This is a genomic window from Caulobacter zeae, assembly GCF_002858925.1.
Classification (GTDB): domain Bacteria; phylum Pseudomonadota; class Alphaproteobacteria; order Caulobacterales; family Caulobacteraceae; genus Caulobacter; species Caulobacter zeae.
This window is the reverse complement of the sequence record NZ_PJRS01000041.1, coordinates 26,913-42,986: the sequence shown is the minus strand read 5'-3', so window position 1 is coordinate 42,986 and position 16,074 is coordinate 26,913. Positions and strand designations below refer to the sequence as shown.

Annotated in this window: 18 protein-coding genes; 8 read left to right on the top strand and 10 right to left on the bottom strand. The window is 67.7% G+C overall.

The window, feature by feature from the left end; all coding sequences use genetic code 11:
* Positions 1-4: 4 nt before the first annotated feature.
* From SGCZBJ_RS19655 to SGCZBJ_RS19645, 3 genes are all read right to left on the bottom strand, one after another.
* Entirely contained in the window at positions 5-1,372 is a 1,368-nt protein-coding gene (locus tag SGCZBJ_RS19655; protein ID WP_101719637.1) for an alginate export family protein, read from the bottom strand.
* A gap of 300 nt (positions 1,373-1,672) precedes the next feature.
* Entirely contained in the window at positions 1,673-2,956 is a 1,284-nt protein-coding gene (locus tag SGCZBJ_RS19650; protein WP_101719636.1) for an alginate export family protein, read from the bottom strand.
* A 145-nt stretch (positions 2,957-3,101) separates the two neighbouring features.
* Positions 3,102-3,740, bottom strand: a complete 639-nt coding sequence (locus SGCZBJ_RS19645) for a TetR/AcrR family transcriptional regulator (RefSeq protein WP_101719635.1) — start codon at positions 3,738-3,740, stop codon at positions 3,102-3,104.
* 380 nt (positions 3,741-4,120) lie between these two features.
* Here SGCZBJ_RS19645 and SGCZBJ_RS19640 point away from each other — a divergent pair, with 380 nt between their 5' ends.
* The 5 genes from SGCZBJ_RS19640 to clpA all read left to right on the top strand — a co-directional run bounded on the left by SGCZBJ_RS19640 (position 4,121) and on the right by clpA (position 10,099).
* Positions 4,121-5,317 (top strand): glycosyltransferase, encoded by a 1,197-nt coding sequence (locus SGCZBJ_RS19640; protein WP_240621579.1) that lies wholly within the window; start codon positions 4,121-4,123, stop codon positions 5,315-5,317.
* 17 nt (positions 5,318-5,334) lie between these two features.
* On the top strand, positions 5,335-6,246 hold the full coding sequence (locus SGCZBJ_RS19635; RefSeq protein WP_101719633.1) for an RsmD family RNA methyltransferase: 912 nt from the start codon (positions 5,335-5,337) through the stop codon (positions 6,244-6,246).
* 8 nt (positions 6,247-6,254) lie between these two features.
* Positions 6,255-7,046 carry a TrmH family RNA methyltransferase gene (locus tag SGCZBJ_RS19630; RefSeq protein ID WP_101719632.1) on the top strand — a complete coding sequence of 264 codons (792 nt, stop codon included), beginning with the start codon at positions 6,255-6,257 and terminating at the stop codon, positions 7,044-7,046.
* Between the two features lie 393 nt (positions 7,047-7,439).
* Positions 7,440-7,766 (top strand): ATP-dependent Clp protease adapter ClpS, encoded by a 327-nt coding sequence (clpS, locus tag SGCZBJ_RS19625; RefSeq protein WP_058347605.1) that lies wholly within the window; start codon positions 7,440-7,442, stop codon positions 7,764-7,766.
* An 11-nt stretch (positions 7,767-7,777) separates the two neighbouring features.
* Positions 7,778-10,099: an ATP-dependent Clp protease ATP-binding subunit ClpA gene (clpA, locus tag SGCZBJ_RS19620; protein ID WP_101719631.1), complete on the top strand. Its 2,322-nt coding sequence runs from the start codon at positions 7,778-7,780 to the stop codon at positions 10,097-10,099.
* Between the two features lie 57 nt (positions 10,100-10,156).
* On the opposite strand, the gene SGCZBJ_RS19615 is transcribed toward clpA, so the two are convergent.
* Complete coding sequence (locus tag SGCZBJ_RS19615) at positions 10,157-10,594, bottom strand: BLUF domain-containing protein (protein ID WP_101719630.1); 438 nt, start codon at positions 10,592-10,594, stop codon at positions 10,157-10,159.
* Positions 10,595-10,844: 250 nt separating this feature from the next.
* Here SGCZBJ_RS19615 and SGCZBJ_RS26220 point away from each other — a divergent pair, with 250 nt between their 5' ends.
* Complete coding sequence (locus tag SGCZBJ_RS26220; protein WP_240621578.1) at positions 10,845-11,048, top strand: hypothetical protein; 204 nt, start codon at positions 10,845-10,847, stop codon at positions 11,046-11,048.
* Between the two features lie 211 nt (positions 11,049-11,259).
* Here SGCZBJ_RS26220 and SGCZBJ_RS19605 read toward each other — a convergent pair whose 3' ends face one another.
* The 3 genes from SGCZBJ_RS19605 to SGCZBJ_RS19595 are packed head-to-tail and all read right to left on the bottom strand — an operon-like array spanning position 11,260 to position 12,330.
* Complete coding sequence (locus SGCZBJ_RS19605; RefSeq protein WP_101719629.1) at positions 11,260-11,556, bottom strand: hypothetical protein; 297 nt, start codon at positions 11,554-11,556, stop codon at positions 11,260-11,262.
* Positions 11,556-11,846: a hypothetical protein gene (locus SGCZBJ_RS19600; RefSeq protein ID WP_101719628.1), complete on the bottom strand. Its 291-nt coding sequence runs from the start codon at positions 11,844-11,846 to the stop codon at positions 11,556-11,558. Before SGCZBJ_RS19600 ends, SGCZBJ_RS19605 begins: the two co-directional genes overlap by 1 nt.
* Positions 11,847-11,898: 52 nt before the next feature.
* Positions 11,899-12,330, bottom strand: coding sequence for an HIT family protein (locus SGCZBJ_RS19595; protein ID WP_101719627.1), 432 nt, complete (start codon positions 12,328-12,330; stop codon positions 11,899-11,901).
* A 54-nt stretch (positions 12,331-12,384) separates the two neighbouring features.
* Between SGCZBJ_RS19595 and SGCZBJ_RS19590 the strand changes: the two genes are divergently transcribed.
* Positions 12,385-12,975 carry a DUF4287 domain-containing protein gene (locus SGCZBJ_RS19590; RefSeq protein ID WP_101719626.1) on the top strand — a complete coding sequence of 197 codons (591 nt, stop codon included), beginning with the start codon at positions 12,385-12,387 and terminating at the stop codon, positions 12,973-12,975.
* 51 nt (positions 12,976-13,026) lie between these two features.
* Positions 13,027-13,512: a pyridoxamine 5'-phosphate oxidase family protein gene (locus SGCZBJ_RS19585; RefSeq protein WP_101719625.1), complete on the top strand. Its 486-nt coding sequence runs from the start codon at positions 13,027-13,029 to the stop codon at positions 13,510-13,512.
* A gap of 15 nt (positions 13,513-13,527) precedes the next feature.
* On the opposite strand, the gene SGCZBJ_RS19580 is transcribed toward SGCZBJ_RS19585, so the two are convergent.
* The 3 genes from SGCZBJ_RS19580 to SGCZBJ_RS19570 are packed head-to-tail and all read right to left on the bottom strand — an operon-like array spanning position 13,528 to position 15,916.
* The gene (locus tag SGCZBJ_RS19580; RefSeq protein WP_101719624.1) at positions 13,528-14,688 is read right to left on the bottom strand and encodes a GNAT family N-acetyltransferase; all 1,161 of its coding nucleotides are present in this window, start codon (positions 14,686-14,688) and stop codon (positions 13,528-13,530) included.
* Positions 14,685-15,458: a glycerophosphodiester phosphodiesterase gene (locus SGCZBJ_RS19575; protein WP_101719623.1), complete on the bottom strand. Its 774-nt coding sequence runs from the start codon at positions 15,456-15,458 to the stop codon at positions 14,685-14,687. Before SGCZBJ_RS19575 ends, SGCZBJ_RS19580 begins: the two co-directional genes overlap by 4 nt.
* Complete coding sequence (locus SGCZBJ_RS19570) at positions 15,458-15,916, bottom strand: RidA family protein (RefSeq protein WP_058347593.1); 459 nt, start codon at positions 15,914-15,916, stop codon at positions 15,458-15,460. Before SGCZBJ_RS19570 ends, SGCZBJ_RS19575 begins: the two co-directional genes overlap by 1 nt.
* Positions 15,917-16,074 lie beyond the last annotated feature (158 nt).

Sequence of the window (16,074 nt, the reverse complement as noted above, 5' to 3'; positions counted from 1 at the left end):
GGGCTCACAGCTTGTATTCGAGGGAGAACCAGGCCTTGGCCCGCGAAGCCGGCGGGGCCAGGGTCCCGGCCGGCACGGTCGTCTCGCGCTGGAAGTCGGCGTACTTCACCAGCAGGCTCAGCTTGGGCGTGATCGCCGCGGTCAGCTGGACCTCGCACTCGTGGCCGAGATCAGCGCCCGTGCGCTGGTCGTCGAAGTCGTGGTAGCGGACCAGGATGTCGCTGTTGAAGAAGTAGGTCTTCTTGAAGCGCGGCTTGACGTTGAGGCCGAGGTTCAGGTCCTTCAGGCCGTCGGCGAAGCTCTTGTTGCCGCCGGGCGAGACCCACGAGTCCGACCAGCCGTTGAAAGCGTGCACCGTGCCCAGCGGCGTGGTGAAGCCCCGCGTTCCATCGCCTTCCAGTTGCTCGTAGGCCAAGCGGGCGGTGTAGATGTCGAAGGTCCCCGCGACCTCGCCCGCGAGATAGTCAAGGTCATAGCTGGGCGTATTGCCGTGCCAGTCGCTCTGGCGGGCGAAGGTCGCGCCGTAAGCCACCTGGTAGAGGCCAAGCCAGGTCTTGCCCGAGGCCTTGGCGCCCTTGGTGATCGACGAGTTGATCGGCGAGTTGCCGAAGTCCAGCGCGTAGACGAAGCCCTGCAGGCGCAGCGCCTCGGCCGGCGACCAGGTGACGTTCGCCAGGTGGCTGTCGCTGTCCCAGTCACGCAGTTCGCCCAGGATGCGGTTGACGTGGGTGAGGTAGGCGTAGGTTCCCTTCACCCGGCCCGCCGCGAAGTCGGCGCGAACGCCGTCGAAGGTCTGCTCGTCCTGGCGCCAGGCGACGCCGCCGACGAAGCGCTGGTCGTCCAGCACGATGCGCTGGCGGCCCGCCGTGACCTGTAATGCGGCGCTCGGCGTCCAGGTCACCTGGGCGCGGTTGACCTCGGTGACGTCGGGGTCGTTGACGATCGGATAGCGGGCCTTGTCGGCGCCGTTCAGCGGCGGCGTGGTCGCGCCGGGCACGTTGACGGCGTAGTGCTCGGGGCCGATCTGGCGAACGTCCTCGAACTCGATCAGGCCCTTGAGACCGTGGAAGTCGCCGGTTTCCCAGCCGAGCCGGGTGCGCACCGTGTAGGCGTTGGCCCGTTCGCGCAGATTGGCCTGGTCGACCGTCTCGTAGCGCGCCCGCACCTCGAAGATCGGCTTGCCGGCCAGCACCTGGTCGCTGAAGGTCGGCGGCGGCGCGGGCGGAGGCGGCGGTTCGGCCGGCTCCGCAACGGCTTCCGGCTCGGCGGCCGGCGGTGCGGTTTCGACTGTCGTCTGGGCGTGCGTTCCCGATGCCCACAGCAGCGCCGCGAGCCCGGTGCCGAGCGTGAGCCCGGCCCTCTTCGTGTTCATGCCTCTTCCCCTTAAGGCCAAAAAAAAACGCCCGGCGAGGGCGTGAGCCCCCTCCGGACGTCGTTGTCCAAAACAGTCGCCGACCCCGTCGTCGGCGTCAGGGCCTTGCGGCCCGTCGCGGAACGTCGTTGCCCCGCGTGTCGGTGATCAGGGACGCACCGACCGCCGGGGGACGGCAATCGACAAACCGTCGTTATCGGTCGTTTCGCAGGGGCGGCGCCCACTTTTGCGCAGCAGCACGGCGCCCAAGACTTGGGCGGCGCCCGCAAACCGGGCGCCCTCCTCTCGCTACGGACGATCTCAGAGCTTGTACTCGAGGGTGAACCACACCTTCTTGCGCGACGCGGGCGGCGCCGGGGTGCCGCTCGGCACGCTCGAGACCCGGTCGAAACCGGCGTACTTCAGCTGGGCCGACAGCTTCGGGGCGATGGTCGCCGTCAGCTGGGCGTTCCATTCGTGGCCCAGATCCGCGCCCGTCCGGTCGTCGTCGAAGTCGTGGTAGCGGACCAGGAGCTCGGGGCTGGAGAAGTTGCGCACCTTGATCTTCGGCTTCAGCGTGACGGTGAAGTTCAGGTCGTCCAGGCCGTCGGAAAAGCTCTTGTTGCCGCCCAGCGACGACCAGGCGTCGGCCCAACCGTAGAAGCCGTGGGCCGCGCCCAGCGGCGCGCCGAAGCCGCGCACGCCGTCGCCCTCCAGCGTGTGGTAGCCGAGCTGGGCCGTGTAGATGCCGCGCGTGGCCGCGATCTCGCCGCCCAGATAGTCGAGCTCATAGTCGGCGGTGGCGCGGTGATAGTCGCTCTGGCGGGCGAAGCCGGCCGAATAGTTCAGGGTGTAGGCGCCGGCCCTGGCCTTGCCGACCGCCCGCGCGCCCTTGGTGATCGAGGTGTTCAGCGGCGAATCCGAGAAATCCAGGGCGTAGACGAAGCCCGTGGCCTTCAACGCCTCGGAAAAGGTCCAGCTGGCGTTGACGAAGTGGCTGTCGCTGTCCCAGTCGCGGCGCTCGCCCAGGGCCCGGTTGACCCGGGTGACATAGACATAGGTTCCCTTGAACCGGCTCAGCGACAGGTCGGCGCGCAGGCCGTCATAGGTCTGCTCGTCCTGGCGCCAGGCGGCGGCGGCGACGAAGCGCTGGTCGTCGAACTGGATCTTCTGGCGGCCGGCGGTCAGTTGCAGCGCCTTGCTCGGCGTCCATTGCAGCTGGGCGCGGTTCACCTCGGTGACGTTCGGGTCGTTGATCGCCGGGAAGCGGGCCTTGTCGGCGCCGTTCAGCGGGATGGAGACGCCCGGCGTGGTGATCGCGAAGTGCTCGGGGCCGATACGGCGGACGTCGTCGAACTCGATCACGGCCTTCACGTCATGCCAGGCGCTGGTCTCCCAGCCGAAGCGCGTGCGCACCGTCGTGCCTTCGGCGTTGTTGCGCAGGGTGGCGGTCTTGGTCTGGTCGTAGCGCTCGTAGCGGGCGCGGATTTCCAGCAGCGGCTTGCCGGCCTTGACCGCGTCCAGCAGCGACGCCTCCTGCGCGCTCGCACCGCTCGCCCAGGCCAGGGCCGCAAGGCCCGCACACACAACATGAAGTCTGCTCATGCGGCGGGGCTCTAGGGCCCAAGGGTTAACCCGCTACCACCGCCAGGCCATCGAACAGCGTTGTATTTGCACGCAGCGGCTAAGCTCCTGGCGCTGCGGGGAAATTCGGCAGGTGCGACCGTTTGTCGCCCATCGGCGCGGGCTGCTACCTGTCGGCGATCAGCCCGTGCATCACCCCGTCCAGCGTGACCTGCATCAGTTCCTCGGCCGGCGCCCAGTTGCGGCTGGGCTTGGTGATGACCAGCGAGACGATGCCGTGGCAGGCGGCCCACAGCACCTGGGCGGCGCTCTCGGCGGTGCCGGTCTTCAGGCGGCCGGCGGCGGCGATCTCGCGGATAGGGCCGCTGAACTCGTCGAAGCAGCGGTCGCCGAGATCCGACACCGCCTGCTGCTTCTCGATCGAGATCGCCTCGTTCGAGCCGCAGAACACCAGCTGGTAGGTGTTGGGATTGTCGAAGGCGAAGCGCATGTAGGCGTCGAGCATCCGCCGCACCTTCTCGACCGCGTCGATCGGCTCCTGCGACAGGGCGACATTGATCGACAGCAGCTTCTCGATGGCCTCCTTGCCGATCTCGAGCAGGATCTGGTCCTTGTCGCGGAAGTGCATGTAGAGCGCGGTCGAGGACACGCCCACGGCGTCGGCGATCTTGCGGATCGTCGCCCCGGCGTAGCCCTCGGCGATGAAGATCTTCTCGGCGGCGGCCAGGATTTCGCCCCGGCGCATGTGGCCATCGCCCTTGGGCTTGCGGGCGGACCTGGGCGGCTTCTTCAACGCGACGGTCACGATACGGTACTTCCTCCCTCTTCCCCGACCTGACACTAAACGGGAATCACCCAGAGCCGACAAGCGGAACACCGTTTTACGTAGAACGCGTATTTTTCTATTTGACACTTTATGGTTGAGTTTATCGAGTCGCTCTCGCTGAAAAGCCAAGCTGAGGGGGCGACATGGCGCGCGAGGAGCGGCGGCTGCACGTCGATGGGCTGGACCATGCTGTCCTGCCAGATCCGCCGCTCGTCGCGCCGTTTCCTATCACCGACGGCGCACACAGGCGGCTGAGCCCCGCTCAGGGCGGCATGCTGGTGTTGGCAGGCTTGGGGCTGGGCGTTGGGATCACGCTCGCGCCCGGCCCAACGCTTGACGGTCTACGATGGACGGGCCTCGTGCTCTTCGCGCTGCTGGCCACACTGCGGCTGGTCGCGGCCCTCACGCCTCGCCGCGTAACCGCAACCCCGCCCCTGCCCGATCACGCCCTGCCCGCCTACACGGTGCTGGCGCCGCTCTACAAGGAAGCCTCCGTCGCGGCCGAGCTCGTCGCCAGTCTCGATCGCCTGGACTATCCGCGCGACCAGCTTCAGGCCCTGGTCGTGCTGGAAGCCGACGACGCCGAGACCATCGCGGCCTTTTACGCGCTGGACCTGCCGGCCTTCGTCCAGGTGCTGATCGTGCCGCCGAGCGGCCCCAAGACGAAGCCAAAGGCCTGCAACCACGCCCTGGAGCGGGCGCGCGGCGAATTGCTCGTCATCTATGACGCCGAGGACGCGCCCGATCCGGGCCAACTGCGCGAGGCCGCCGCCCGCTTCGCCGCGGGTCCAGCGCCGCTGGCGTGCCTGCAGGCGCCGCTGAGGATCGAGATTCCGGCCATTTCGGGCCTTCTGCCCCGCCAGTTCCAGCAGGAGTACGCCGCCCACTTCGAAGTGCTGCTGCCGGCCCTGGCCCGCTGGCGGCTGGCCTTTCCGCTGGGCGGCACCAGCAATCACTTCAAGACCGGGCCCCTGCGCGCCGTCGGCGGGTGGGACGCCTTCAATGTGACCGAAGACGCCGACGTCGGCTTTCGGCTGGCGGCGGCTGGCTACGGGCTCGACGTCATCGACCGGCCGACGCTGGAAACCGCCCCGACCACCTGGAAGGCCTGGCGGCCGCAGCGGGCGCGCTGGATCAAGGGGCACCTGGCGACTCTGCTCGTGCATCTGCGCGGCCCGGCCGCCCGACGGCCACGCGTGGCCCTGGCGCTGTTCCTGACCCTCTTCCTGTCGCTGGTCTCCACGCACCTGCACGCACCGATCTTCGCGGGGGTGGTGCTGATGATCCTGCTGGACCTGGCGCCGGACGGCCAGGCCGTGCTCGACGGAGCGGGCCTGGTGCTCTTCGGCTACGCCTGGATGGGTTCGGCCATCGCCGCCGCGGTCGGCAGACAGCGCGCGGGCGGCCGGGCCAAGGCGCTGGACCTGCTGGGCCTGCCCCTGATCTGGCTGTTGCAAGGTTGGGCCGGATGCCATGCGCTGTGGCAGTTCGTGCGCCGTCCGCACCACTGGGACAAGACCCCGCATGCGCCTCGGGCTGGACGACGCTTGGCCTGAGCGCGTATGGCGAGGCCATGCACCCGACCATCGCCGCCTCTCCCCTCGTCATGCGCACCACCGGCTGGGCCGACTACGCCCTGCTCGACAGCGGGCGCGGCAAGAAGCTGGAGCGCTACGGCCGCTACACCGTCGTCCGCCCGGAACCCCAGTGCTTCTGGGAGCCGCGCCTGCCCGCCAGCGCCTGGGACGAGGCAGACGCCGTGTTCGATCCCTCCGACGAGGACGAGGCCGGTCGCTGGCGCTTCCGCGGCAAGCCGATCGAAAAGTTCGACCTGGCTTGGGGCGAAGCGAAATTTCACTGCCAGTTCACGCCGTTCCGCCACTTGGCCTTCTTCCCCGAGCAGGCCGCCAACTGGGCCTGGCAGGACGAACGCGTTCGCGCCTTCATCAAGGCGCGCGGCCGCCAGCCCAAGATCCTGAACCTGTTCGGCTATACGGGCGTGGCGAGCCTCGTCTGCGCGGCGGCCGGGGCGCACGTCACCCACGTCGACGCTTCCAAGAAGTCGGTCGGCTTCGCGCGCGAGAACGCCGCCTTCGCCGGCCTCGCCGACAAGCCCATCCGCTGGATCGTCGAGGACGCCCGTCGCTTCGTCGCCCGCGAAGTGCGTCGCGGCAATGTCTATGACGGCATCATCCTGGACCCGCCGAAGTTCGGCCGCGGTCCCGACGGCGAGGTCTGGCGCCTGTTCGAGGACCTGCCGGCGCTCGCCGCCGACTGCGCGGCGCTGCTGGCCGAGGACGCCGACTTCCTGCTGATGAACGCCTATGCCGCCCGCGTCTCGGGCGCGGCCATGTCGGGCCTGCTGACCCAGGCGCTGGACGGCCGCGCCGGCGTCATCGACTGGGGCGAGTTGTCGCTCGTGGAAGACAAGGGCGACCGCCAGATCGGCCTGTCGTTCTTCGCCCGCTGGTCGTCGGAGGCTTGAGAGAGAAGATGAGCGTCAAGACCGTCACCTCCCTGACCAACGCCACGGTGAAGGCCGTCCGCGCCCTGCACATGCGCAAAGAGCGCGAGGACAGCGGCCTGTTCCTGGCCGAGGGCCTGAAGATCGTCATCGAGGCGATCGACTGCGGCCACGCGCCCAAGATCCTGATGTACGGCCCCGACGCGGCCGACCACCCGATGCTGCAAAAGGCCGCCAAGGCTTGCGCCGCCGCCGGCGGCGAGGTGATCGAGGTCAACCGCGAGATCCTCGAGAAGGTCTCGCGCCGCGATAACCCCCAAGCGGTGGTCGGCGTCTTCCGCCAGGTCTACACGCCGCTGTCGGCCATCGTGCCGCGGAGCGCAGACTGCTGGGTGGCCCTCCAAGCCGTCCGCGACCCGGGCAATCTGGGCACCATCATCCGCACGGCCGACGCGGCCGGCGCCGGTGGGGTGATCCTGGTCGGCGACTGCGTGGATCCCTATTCGGTGGAAGGCGTGCGCGCGACCATGGGCTCGGTCTTCGCCGTCAAGATCGCCAAGGCCAGCGTTCAGGAGTTCCTGGCCTGGCGCGAGGAATGGCCCGGCAGCGTGGTCGGCACCCTGCTGACCGCCACCGTCGACCACAAGAGCGCCGACTACGTGAAGCCGTCGCTGATCCTGATGGGCAACGAGCAGCAGGGCCTGCCGCCCGAACTGGCGGCCGCCTGCGACGTCAACGTCAAGATCCCCATGCGCGGCCGCGCCGACAGCCTGAACCTGTCCGTGGCCACCGGGATCATGATCTACACGGTGACGGGCTGATTTCAGAGACCCTCCCCCTGTGGGGGAGGCGGCCCGGAGGGCCGGTGGGGGGCTGGTTTCAGCTTTCAGGGCGTTTGCCGTCCTCCCCCTCCGATCGCTGCGCGATCTCCTCCCCCACGGGGGGAGGTTCCTCCAGGTGCGGCCACGTCCGCGCATCATGCGTCTGCGGATAACCCCTCCCCCTTGCGCGACAACGCGCCGCACACCATTTCGCAGCCTCGCCGCGGGAACGCACCGGCCACCTTCGCCGCTCTCCCAAACGTGAAGCCGATTTCGATGGCGCCCCTGTGCTAAAGCGGCGCAGTCGGGCGGCGGCCTCTTCCAAAGCCGCCGCTTTTCCATATCTAATTCATGAAGGCGGGTGATTTGCTTCCCGCCGGGAGAAAGCGGTCGATGGCCGAGCGAAAGCAAGGCGGAAATACAGGCGCGGGCTCTTCGGTCGTCACGGAAGTGAAGCCGAAGACGCAGAAGCCCTCGCTTTATCGCGTACTGATCCTGAACGACGACTACACCCCCATGGAGTTCGTCGTTTACGTGCTCGAACGGTTCTTCAACAAGTCGCGCGAAGACGCGACACGGATCATGTTGCACGTTCACCAGAACGGCGTCGGCGTCTGTGGTGTTTTCACCTACGAAGTCGCCGAGACCAAAGTCGCCCAGGTGATCGACTCAGCCCGCAGACATCAGCACCCGCTGCAGTGCACCATGGAAAAGGATTGAGGAGCCTCCCCTTGCCCTCTTTTTCGCGTCCTCTCGAAGAATCCCTGCATCGCGCCGTCGCGTACGCCAATCAGCGAAAGCATGAGTACGCGACCCTCGAACACCTTCTGTTGTCGCTGACCGACGACGACGACGCCGCCGGCGTCATGCGCGCCTGCGACGTAGACCTGACCGCCCTGAAGAAGAGCCTGGTCAACTATCTCGACGTCGAACTCTCCTCGCTGGTGGTCGACGACGAGGAGGACGCCAAGCCCACGGCGGGCTTCCAGCGCGTGATCCAGCGCGCCGTGATCCACGTCCAGTCGTCCGGCCGCGAGGAAGTGACCGGCGCCAACGTCCTGGTCGCCATCTTCTCCGAACGCGAGAGCCACGCCGCCTACTTCCTGCAGGAGCAGGACATGACGCGGTACGACGCGGTGAACTTCATCGCCCACGGCATCGCCAAGAAGGCCGGCGCTTCGGAGCCCAAGGCCGCCAAGGGCGCGACCGCGGTCGAGGAAGATCAGGAAAAGCCCAACACCAAGACCGGCGGCGAAGCCCTCGAGGCCTACTGCGTCGACCTCAACGAAAAGGCCCGCCAGGGCAAGGTCGACCCGCTGATCGGCCGCGCGAACGAAGTGGAACGCGCGATCCAGATCCTGTGCCGCCGCACCAAGAACAACCCGCTGCTCGTGGGCGATCCCGGCGTCGGCAAGACCGCCATCGCCGAAGGCCTGGCGCGCAAGATCATCACCCACCAGGTCCCCGAAGTCCTGGCGGAAGCCACCATCTACTCGCTCGACATGGGCGCGCTGCTGGCCGGCACCCGCTATCGCGGCGACTTCGAGGAACGCGTCAAGCAGGTGGTCAAGGAACTCGAGAACCACCCGAACGCGGTGCTGTTCATCGACGAGATCCACACCGTCATCGGCGCCGGCGCCACCAGCGGCGGGGCGATGGACGCCTCCAACCTGCTGAAGCCGGCCCTGGCCTCGGGCAGCCTGCGCTGCATGGGATCGACCACCTACAAGGAGTTCCGCCAGCACTTCGAGAAGGATCGGGCCCTGGTCCGTCGCTTCCAGAAGATCGACGTGAACGAGCCGACGGTGGAAGACACCATCAAGATCCTCAAGGGCCTGAAGACCTACTACGAGGACTTCCACAAGCTGAAGTACACCGCCGAGGCCCTGAAGGTCGCGGTGGAGCTGTCGGCCAAGTACATCACCGACCGCAAGCTGCCCGACAAGGCGATCGACGTGATCGACGAGGCGGGCGCGGGCCAGATGCTGCTGCCGGAAAGCCGCCGCAAGAAGACCATCGGCGTCAAGGAGATCGAGGCCGTCGTCGCCAAGATCGCCCGCATCCCGCCCAAGTCGGTCAGCAAGTCGGACACCGAGGCCCTCAAGGAACTCGAAGCCGACCTGAAGCGCGCGGTGTTCGGCCAGGACGAGGCCCTGAGCCAGCTGTCCGCCGCCATGAAGCTGGCCCGCGCCGGCCTGCGCGAACCGAACAAGCCGATCGGCTCGTATCTGTTCAGTGGTCCCACCGGCGTCGGCAAGACCGAAGCGGCCAAGCAACTGGCCTCGACGCTCGGCATCGAGATGCTGCGCTTCGACATGTCGGAATACATGGAGCGCCATACCGTGAGCCGCCTGATCGGCGCCCCTCCCGGCTATGTCGGCTTCGACCAGGGTGGTCAGCTGACCGACGCGGTCGACCAGCACCCGCACGCCGTCGTCCTGCTCGACGAAATCGAGAAGGCGCACGGGGATGTCTACAACATCCTGCTGCAGGTGATGGACAACGGGACGCTCACCGACAGCAACGGCAAGAAGGTCGACTTCCGCAACGTGGTCCTCATCATGACCACCAATGCGGGCGCCTCGGACGCCCAGCGGCAGTCGATCGGCTTCGGCCGCTCCAAGGTCGAAGGCGAGGAAGAGGCAGCCCTCAAGCGCCTGTTCACGCCGGAGTTCCGCAACCGCCTGGATGCGACCGTGGCCTTCAAGCCGCTGACGCCGGAGATCATCCGCCAAGTCGTCCAGAAGTTCGTCATGCAGCTGGAGGCGCAACTCGCCGACCGCAACATCACGATCGAACTGGCCGACGACGCGGCCGACTGGCTGGCCAAGAACGGCTTCGACGAGCTCTACGGCGCCCGTCCGCTGGCCCGGGTCATCCAGGAGCACATCAAGAAGCCGCTGGCCGACGACATCCTGTTCGGCCGCCTCGTCCGCGGGGGCCACGTCAAGGTGGTGCTCGAGAACGGCAAGATCGGCTTCGAGATCGAAAGCGCCTCGGAAGGCAAGTCCGGCAAGTCGGACGACGCCGAGGAGCCGGCCCTGGCCGAGTAAGGCTCAAGGCCTGTTGAGAATGGAAAAGGCCCGGAGCGCTCCGGGCCTTTTTCTTGTCTAGCGCAGGTGGCGCGCGCCCAGCAGCGACAGCAGGCGGATCGCCCGCTCCTCGTCCAGGCCCGCCGGCGTGAAGTGCTCCAGCCCCACCTCCGAAAGGGCCGAGGCGTCCTCGGCCGCCAACCGCCGCTGGCCCATGTTCCAATCGCTGAACAGTCGTCGCTCGGCCGGACCGTCGGCGATAAGCACGATCTCGTCATGGCGCGGATCTGCGCCGATCCGTTCATAGGCCTGAGCGACCGTCTGGCCCGGCCCTTCAAGCACCTGCAGGAACCGCCCCTCCCCGGCCGCCAGGAAACCGGTGATGTCGTCGATGCGATTGTTCTGGATCGAGCTGGCGACCACCGCCCGCAGGGTCTCGTCGATGGCCGCCGGATCGGCCGCCCGGCTAGCATAGATCAGACGATAGAGGCCGCGCCGTGCCAGGGGATCGGTCATTCGCTGTCCTTCGCCGGCCGCTGAAGCTAGGCTTTGGAAGGGGAAAGCCTCAGGGCCGGAAAGGTTCGCCCCGGCTCACGCGAGGGGGGGGTAGACAAAACAAGAACAAACGAGTAGCGTGAGTTCATCAGCAACATCCCTTTCGACACCCTGAGCGCTTCAAAGCGCCTACGTGAAGCGGGGATGGAAGCGCGTGCAGCCGAGGCTGTCGTGGAACTGGTGCAGCAGACGACAATGCTTCCAGACATCAGTGAGTTGGCGACCCGTTCGGGACTTCTGGCGACCAAGACAGCTCAAGAGCGAGATCGCTCAGGTTCGTAGCGAGATCGCCCTGACCGAGGCCCGCATCTGCGCCGACCTCAGCGAGAAGATCCGGCTCCAGGGCTGGGCGCTGCTGGGCGGCATGGCGGTGCTGGTGTCGATCTCGACCGCGCTGATCAAGCTGCTGCCGTAGCAGGGACCGCCACCGCCGCTCGCGCCGCCCTGATTTTCGATGACGTATAAGCTTACGGCCTAGGCTGCGGCCAAGCCGATCGCCGGGGCCTCGCGTCGCTCCGGGGAGCGTAAGCGCGAGAAGTTCCGGCTCCCTCGCCTCTGACACGCGCCTTTGGTCGGGATGACGGGACCGTTTGCCGACCGGCTATCGGCCTCGCCGACGTCGCGGGTCAGCCGCGCTCCCGGATCGCCTTCACTTCGCGCCAGATGCGGAACAGGTACTCCACCGTCGCGGCGGCGCCGACATAGCCGATCGAATAGCCGAGGCTGGTCAGGAACCCCGCGATCGTGACGCCCATCGGCTGAGCCGCCGCTCCATGCTGGAACGCCGAGACGATGCCGACCAACTGCATCATGTCGCCGCAGAAGCTGACGAGGCCAGCGGCCGCGACGATGCGGGTCACCGGATGCAGGCGGCGAAAGAACGCGGAGGCGTGATCGGCAGGGGCGTCCAGGGCGTCGGGCATCAAGCGTCTCCCAGCGCGTTCGTCGCGCGTAGATCTCGGTAGGTGCGGGCCAGAAACTCGACCCAGGCGGCCAGACCGGCATTGACCACGATCATGCCGAGGCGCTGCAACACCTCCCCCAGCGACCGACCGAGCCAGGCCTGTAGGATGTCCGGTTCGTAGCCCGCCGAGGTCACCAGTTGCGACGCCTCGCCGGCCGCCTGGGCGACGCCGAGGACGTGAAGCCCCAGGACGGCCAACTGCACGCCGGCCGACCCAAGCAGGATCCAGGTGATCGGATGAAGTTTCATGCAGCCCCCGCCCCCGTATGGCGAGGTTCGCGGGACGCGGCAACCTGAAGCTTCAGAGCGCCGCGCTGATCTTGGCGGCCAGGGCCTTCAGGTCCTCGACATCGGCCATGCCGCCGCCGTGACGGCCCAGGGCCTCGCCCTCGTAGCGAGGGATGACGTGGAAATGCAGGTGGAACACGGTCTGGCCGGCCGGGGCGCCGTTGAACTGGGTGACGACCACGCCGTCGGGCTTGAGGGCCTGCGTCACCGCCCGGGTCGCCTTCTGCACCGCGCCGATCAGCCGGCCCAGGGTCTTGGGCTCGGCCTCCAGCACATTGCGCGCCTTGGAGGTCTTGGAGATCACCAGCAGATGGCCGCGCGACTGCGGAAAGGCGTCCATGAAAGCCATGACCTCGTCGTCCTCGAAGACCTTCACGCTCGGGATCTCGCCGCGAACGATCTTGGCGAAGATGTTGTCCGGGTCGTAGGTTCCGTGAAGGCTCATGGTCGTCTCCATTGCGTGGGACAGGCTCTAGCAAACCAGGGAGGGTGCGCAAGCGTGGGCAAGAGCGACGAGACGGGCCAGGGCCTGACCGAACGCCAGAAGAAATGGTTCGCCTCTGTGCAGGCCAGCCTGGAACGCGACACCGGCAAGACCCTGGAGCAGTGGGTCGAGATAGTCCGCCGCGACTGCCAGGAGACCAGACCCAAGGCCCGCGTCGACTGGCTGAAGGTCAATCACGGCCTGGGCGTGAACCGCGCCGCCCATATCCTGGGCGTGGCCTTCCCGTCGGAGTTGGGCTGGGACGACGCCGAGGGCCTGCGCGCGGCGCTGTGGACCGACCCGGCCTCCACCGCGATCCTGGCGGCGATCGAGACGACCGTGGCCGATCTCCCGGGCCTCGTCACCGGCCAGCGCAAGGCCTTCACCGCCTGGTCGGGCAAGGTGCAGTTCGCGGCCGCAAGGCCCGTGAAGGGCGGAACGGTGTCGCTGGGCCTGGCCCTGACGCCCGACGCCTCCCCCCGCCTCTCCGAGCCGAAGAACGAGAGCTGGTCCGAGCGGCTGAAGGCCAGGCTTGCCCTCGCCTCGCCGGCCGAGGTCGACGACGAGGTCAAGGCGCTGCTGAAAGCGGCATGGGACCGCTCCTGACGGGGAACGGCGCCAGGCGCGGCCACGTTTTGACGGCGGGAGGACAAGACCATGTCCAAGGAAACCGATCTAACCGCCAAGTTCTGGAAAGCCCTCAAGACCGACCGCACCGTCATGCTGGGCCTGCGCGATGTCGAGGGCGGCCACTGCCAACCGATGACCGCCCTGATGGAAAGCGAGCAAGGCGGCCCGCTTTGGATCTTCACATCCGCAGACTGCGACATGGTCGCGGCCCTCGATCGCGAGCGCGACGCGGTGATGCACTTTTCCTCGAAGGGTCACGACCTGTTCGCCGAGATCGACGGCCGCCTGCGGATCGACAATGACCGCCAGGCCATCGACGGCCTTTGGAGCCCGTTCGTGGCCGCCTGGTTCACCGGCAAGACCGATCCGACGCTTCGCCTACTGCGCTTCGACCCCGAGCACGCCCGCATCTGGCGCAACGAAAGCAGCCTGTTCGCCGGCATGAAGCTGATGCTGGGCCAAGACCCCAAGCGCGACTATCGCAACAAGGTGGCCGAGGTCAGCCTGCATTAGCCAGGGAAAGCGCCCCTAGCCCTCGTGCCGGAAGGGCGAATACTCCTCGGTGAGCATCGCCATGTCTTCCGTCACCGCCTCTCGCTCGCGCTCCAGGTAGCGGGCGACCGGCTCGCGCAGGGCCGGGTCGGCGATCCAGTGGGCGGAGTAGACGGCGCTGGGCAGGTAGCCGCGGGCGATCTTATGCTGCCCCTGGGCGCCGGCCTCGACGCGCGGCAGGCCCAGCCGGATCGCGTGCTCGATGGCCTGGTAGTAGCAGAGCTCGAAGTGCAGGAACGGCACATCCTCGGTGCAGCCCCAGTGGCGGCCGTAGAGGCAGTCGCGGCCGAGCAGGTTCAGCGCGCCGGCGATCCGCGGCCCGCCCGGCCGGCGGGCCAGGATCAGCAGCACCTTGTCGGCCATCCGCTCCTGCAGCAGCGAGAAGAAGCGGCGGTTCAGGTACGGCCGGCCCCACTTGCGGCCGCCGGTGTCCATGTAGAAGCCGAAGAAGGCGTCCCAGTGCTCGTGGGTCAGCTGGTCGCCGCTCAGGGCCACGATCTCGAGCCCGTCCTGGGCGTCGCGACGCTCGCGGCGGATCGTCTTGCGGCGGTTGGAGGACAGGGCCGCCAGGAAGTCGTCGAACGTGGCGTAGCCGGCGTTTTCCCAGTGATACTGCTGATCCTGCCGCCGCAGCAGGCCCCGATCGCCCATCCAGTCCCATTCGTCTTCGGTCGGGAAGGTCACGTGCAGCGACGAGGCGCCGATGCGCTCGCACAGGGTCAGCGCCCCGCCCAGCAGGGCCGAGCGCGCCTCGTCCGGATCGACGTCCGGCCGGGCGATCAGGCGCGGCCCGGTCACCGGCGAAAACGGCGCCGAGCACTGGAGCTTGGGATAATAGCTGCCCCCCGCCCGCTCGTAGGCGTCGGCCCAGGCGTGGTCGAAGACGTATTCGCCCTGGCTGTGGTTCTTCAGATAGAGCGGCATCACCCCGGCGATGCGCCCGTCCGTATCGGAGACGCTGACATGGTGCGGCGCCCAGCCGGTGCGATCACCCGCGCAGCCGCTCTCTTCGAGGATGTCGAGGAAGTCGAAGCTGACGAAGGGGTCGCCGGAAGCCCCGGCGCAGGCGTCCCATGCTTCCTGGCCGATGTCGGCGATGCGGCGGTGGATGCGGACCTCCGCCTTAAGCGAACTCACGCAGCGAAGCCCTCGAAGATCAGGTTGTCGCAATGGTCGGAAACAGCGTCCCACTGCTCGGGCGAGCGCACCGTCCAGGCGACGATGGGCATGCCCTTGGCGCGGAAGACGTCGGCGCGCGGGCTGGGCAACATGTCGAGCCCCAACGCGAGGAAGTCCGGACGCGCCAACTCCACCTGCTCCAGGGCCGCCAGCGACTTGCGCAGCTCGGGCGCCAGCTTGCGAGCGTTCTCGTCGTTCCAGCTGTAGGAATCCAGTCCGCGCAGAACCTGCGGATTGTGATCGGCGAACCAGGCGTGGGAGTACGGGTTGAAGCCGATCACGGCGATCGGACCATTGTGGTCGATCAGGATCTCCGAGACCTTCTTCTCCAGTTCGCCCACCTCGCCGAACGGGGTCTTGAGCTCGATCTGGACCATGGCCCGGTGACCGATCACCGCCAGGGCGTCGGCCAGGGTCGGGATGGTCTCGTCCGTGCCCGACAGCTTCATGGCGGAGAGTTCGGCGGCGGTGTGATCGCGCAGTCGGCCTTCCACGCCCGTCAGGCGCTCGAGGCGATCGTCGTGGAAGACCACCGCCTGGCCATCGGCCGTCAGCTGGACGTCCAGCTCGATGGAGTAACCTTTCGCGCAAGCGGCCTGGAAAGCGGCCAGCGAGTTCTCGGGCGCGCCGCCCGGCGTCCACAGGCCCCGGTGCGCGATCGGCGGATCGAAGAGGCGCTCCCACGCTTCGCCGAACACCTCGGTCCCGGGCCGCGGACGCGCGCGCATCAGAAGACCTCCACCACCGCGTCGACCTCGACGGCGAAGCCCAGCGGCAGCTTGTAGACGCCCACGGCCGAGCGGGCGTGGCGGCCGGCGTCGCCGAACACCTCGACCATCAGGTCCGAGCAGCCGTTGATGACCTTGGGAATGTCGATGAAGTCGGGGCCGGCCTGCACGAAGCCGCCCAGCTTGACCACCCGGGCCACCTTGTCGAGGTCGCCGACCGCGGCCTTGATCTGGGCCAGCAGGTTGACGCCGCACAGGCGCGCGGCCTTCTGGGCGGTCTCCAGGTCGACGTCGACGCCGACCGTGCCCTTGATGCCGCCGGCCGGATCGATTGAGATCTGGCCCGAGATGTGGACGAGATTGCCCGAGCGCACGAACGGCACGTAGTTGGCCACCGGCGCCACCGGCTGCGGCAGCGTGATCCCCAGGCCCGCCAGACGCTCTTCCACCTTCGACATTCAAACGCTCCCTTACCGAGAGCGCATGCTTAGCAAGGGCGCGCCTTCACACAAGAAAAAAGGCCCGGACGCGGGGTCCGGGCCAAGGCACACAAGAAAAAAGGCCCGGACCCGGGGTCCGGGCCAAGGCACACAAGAAAAAAGGCCCGAACCGCGAG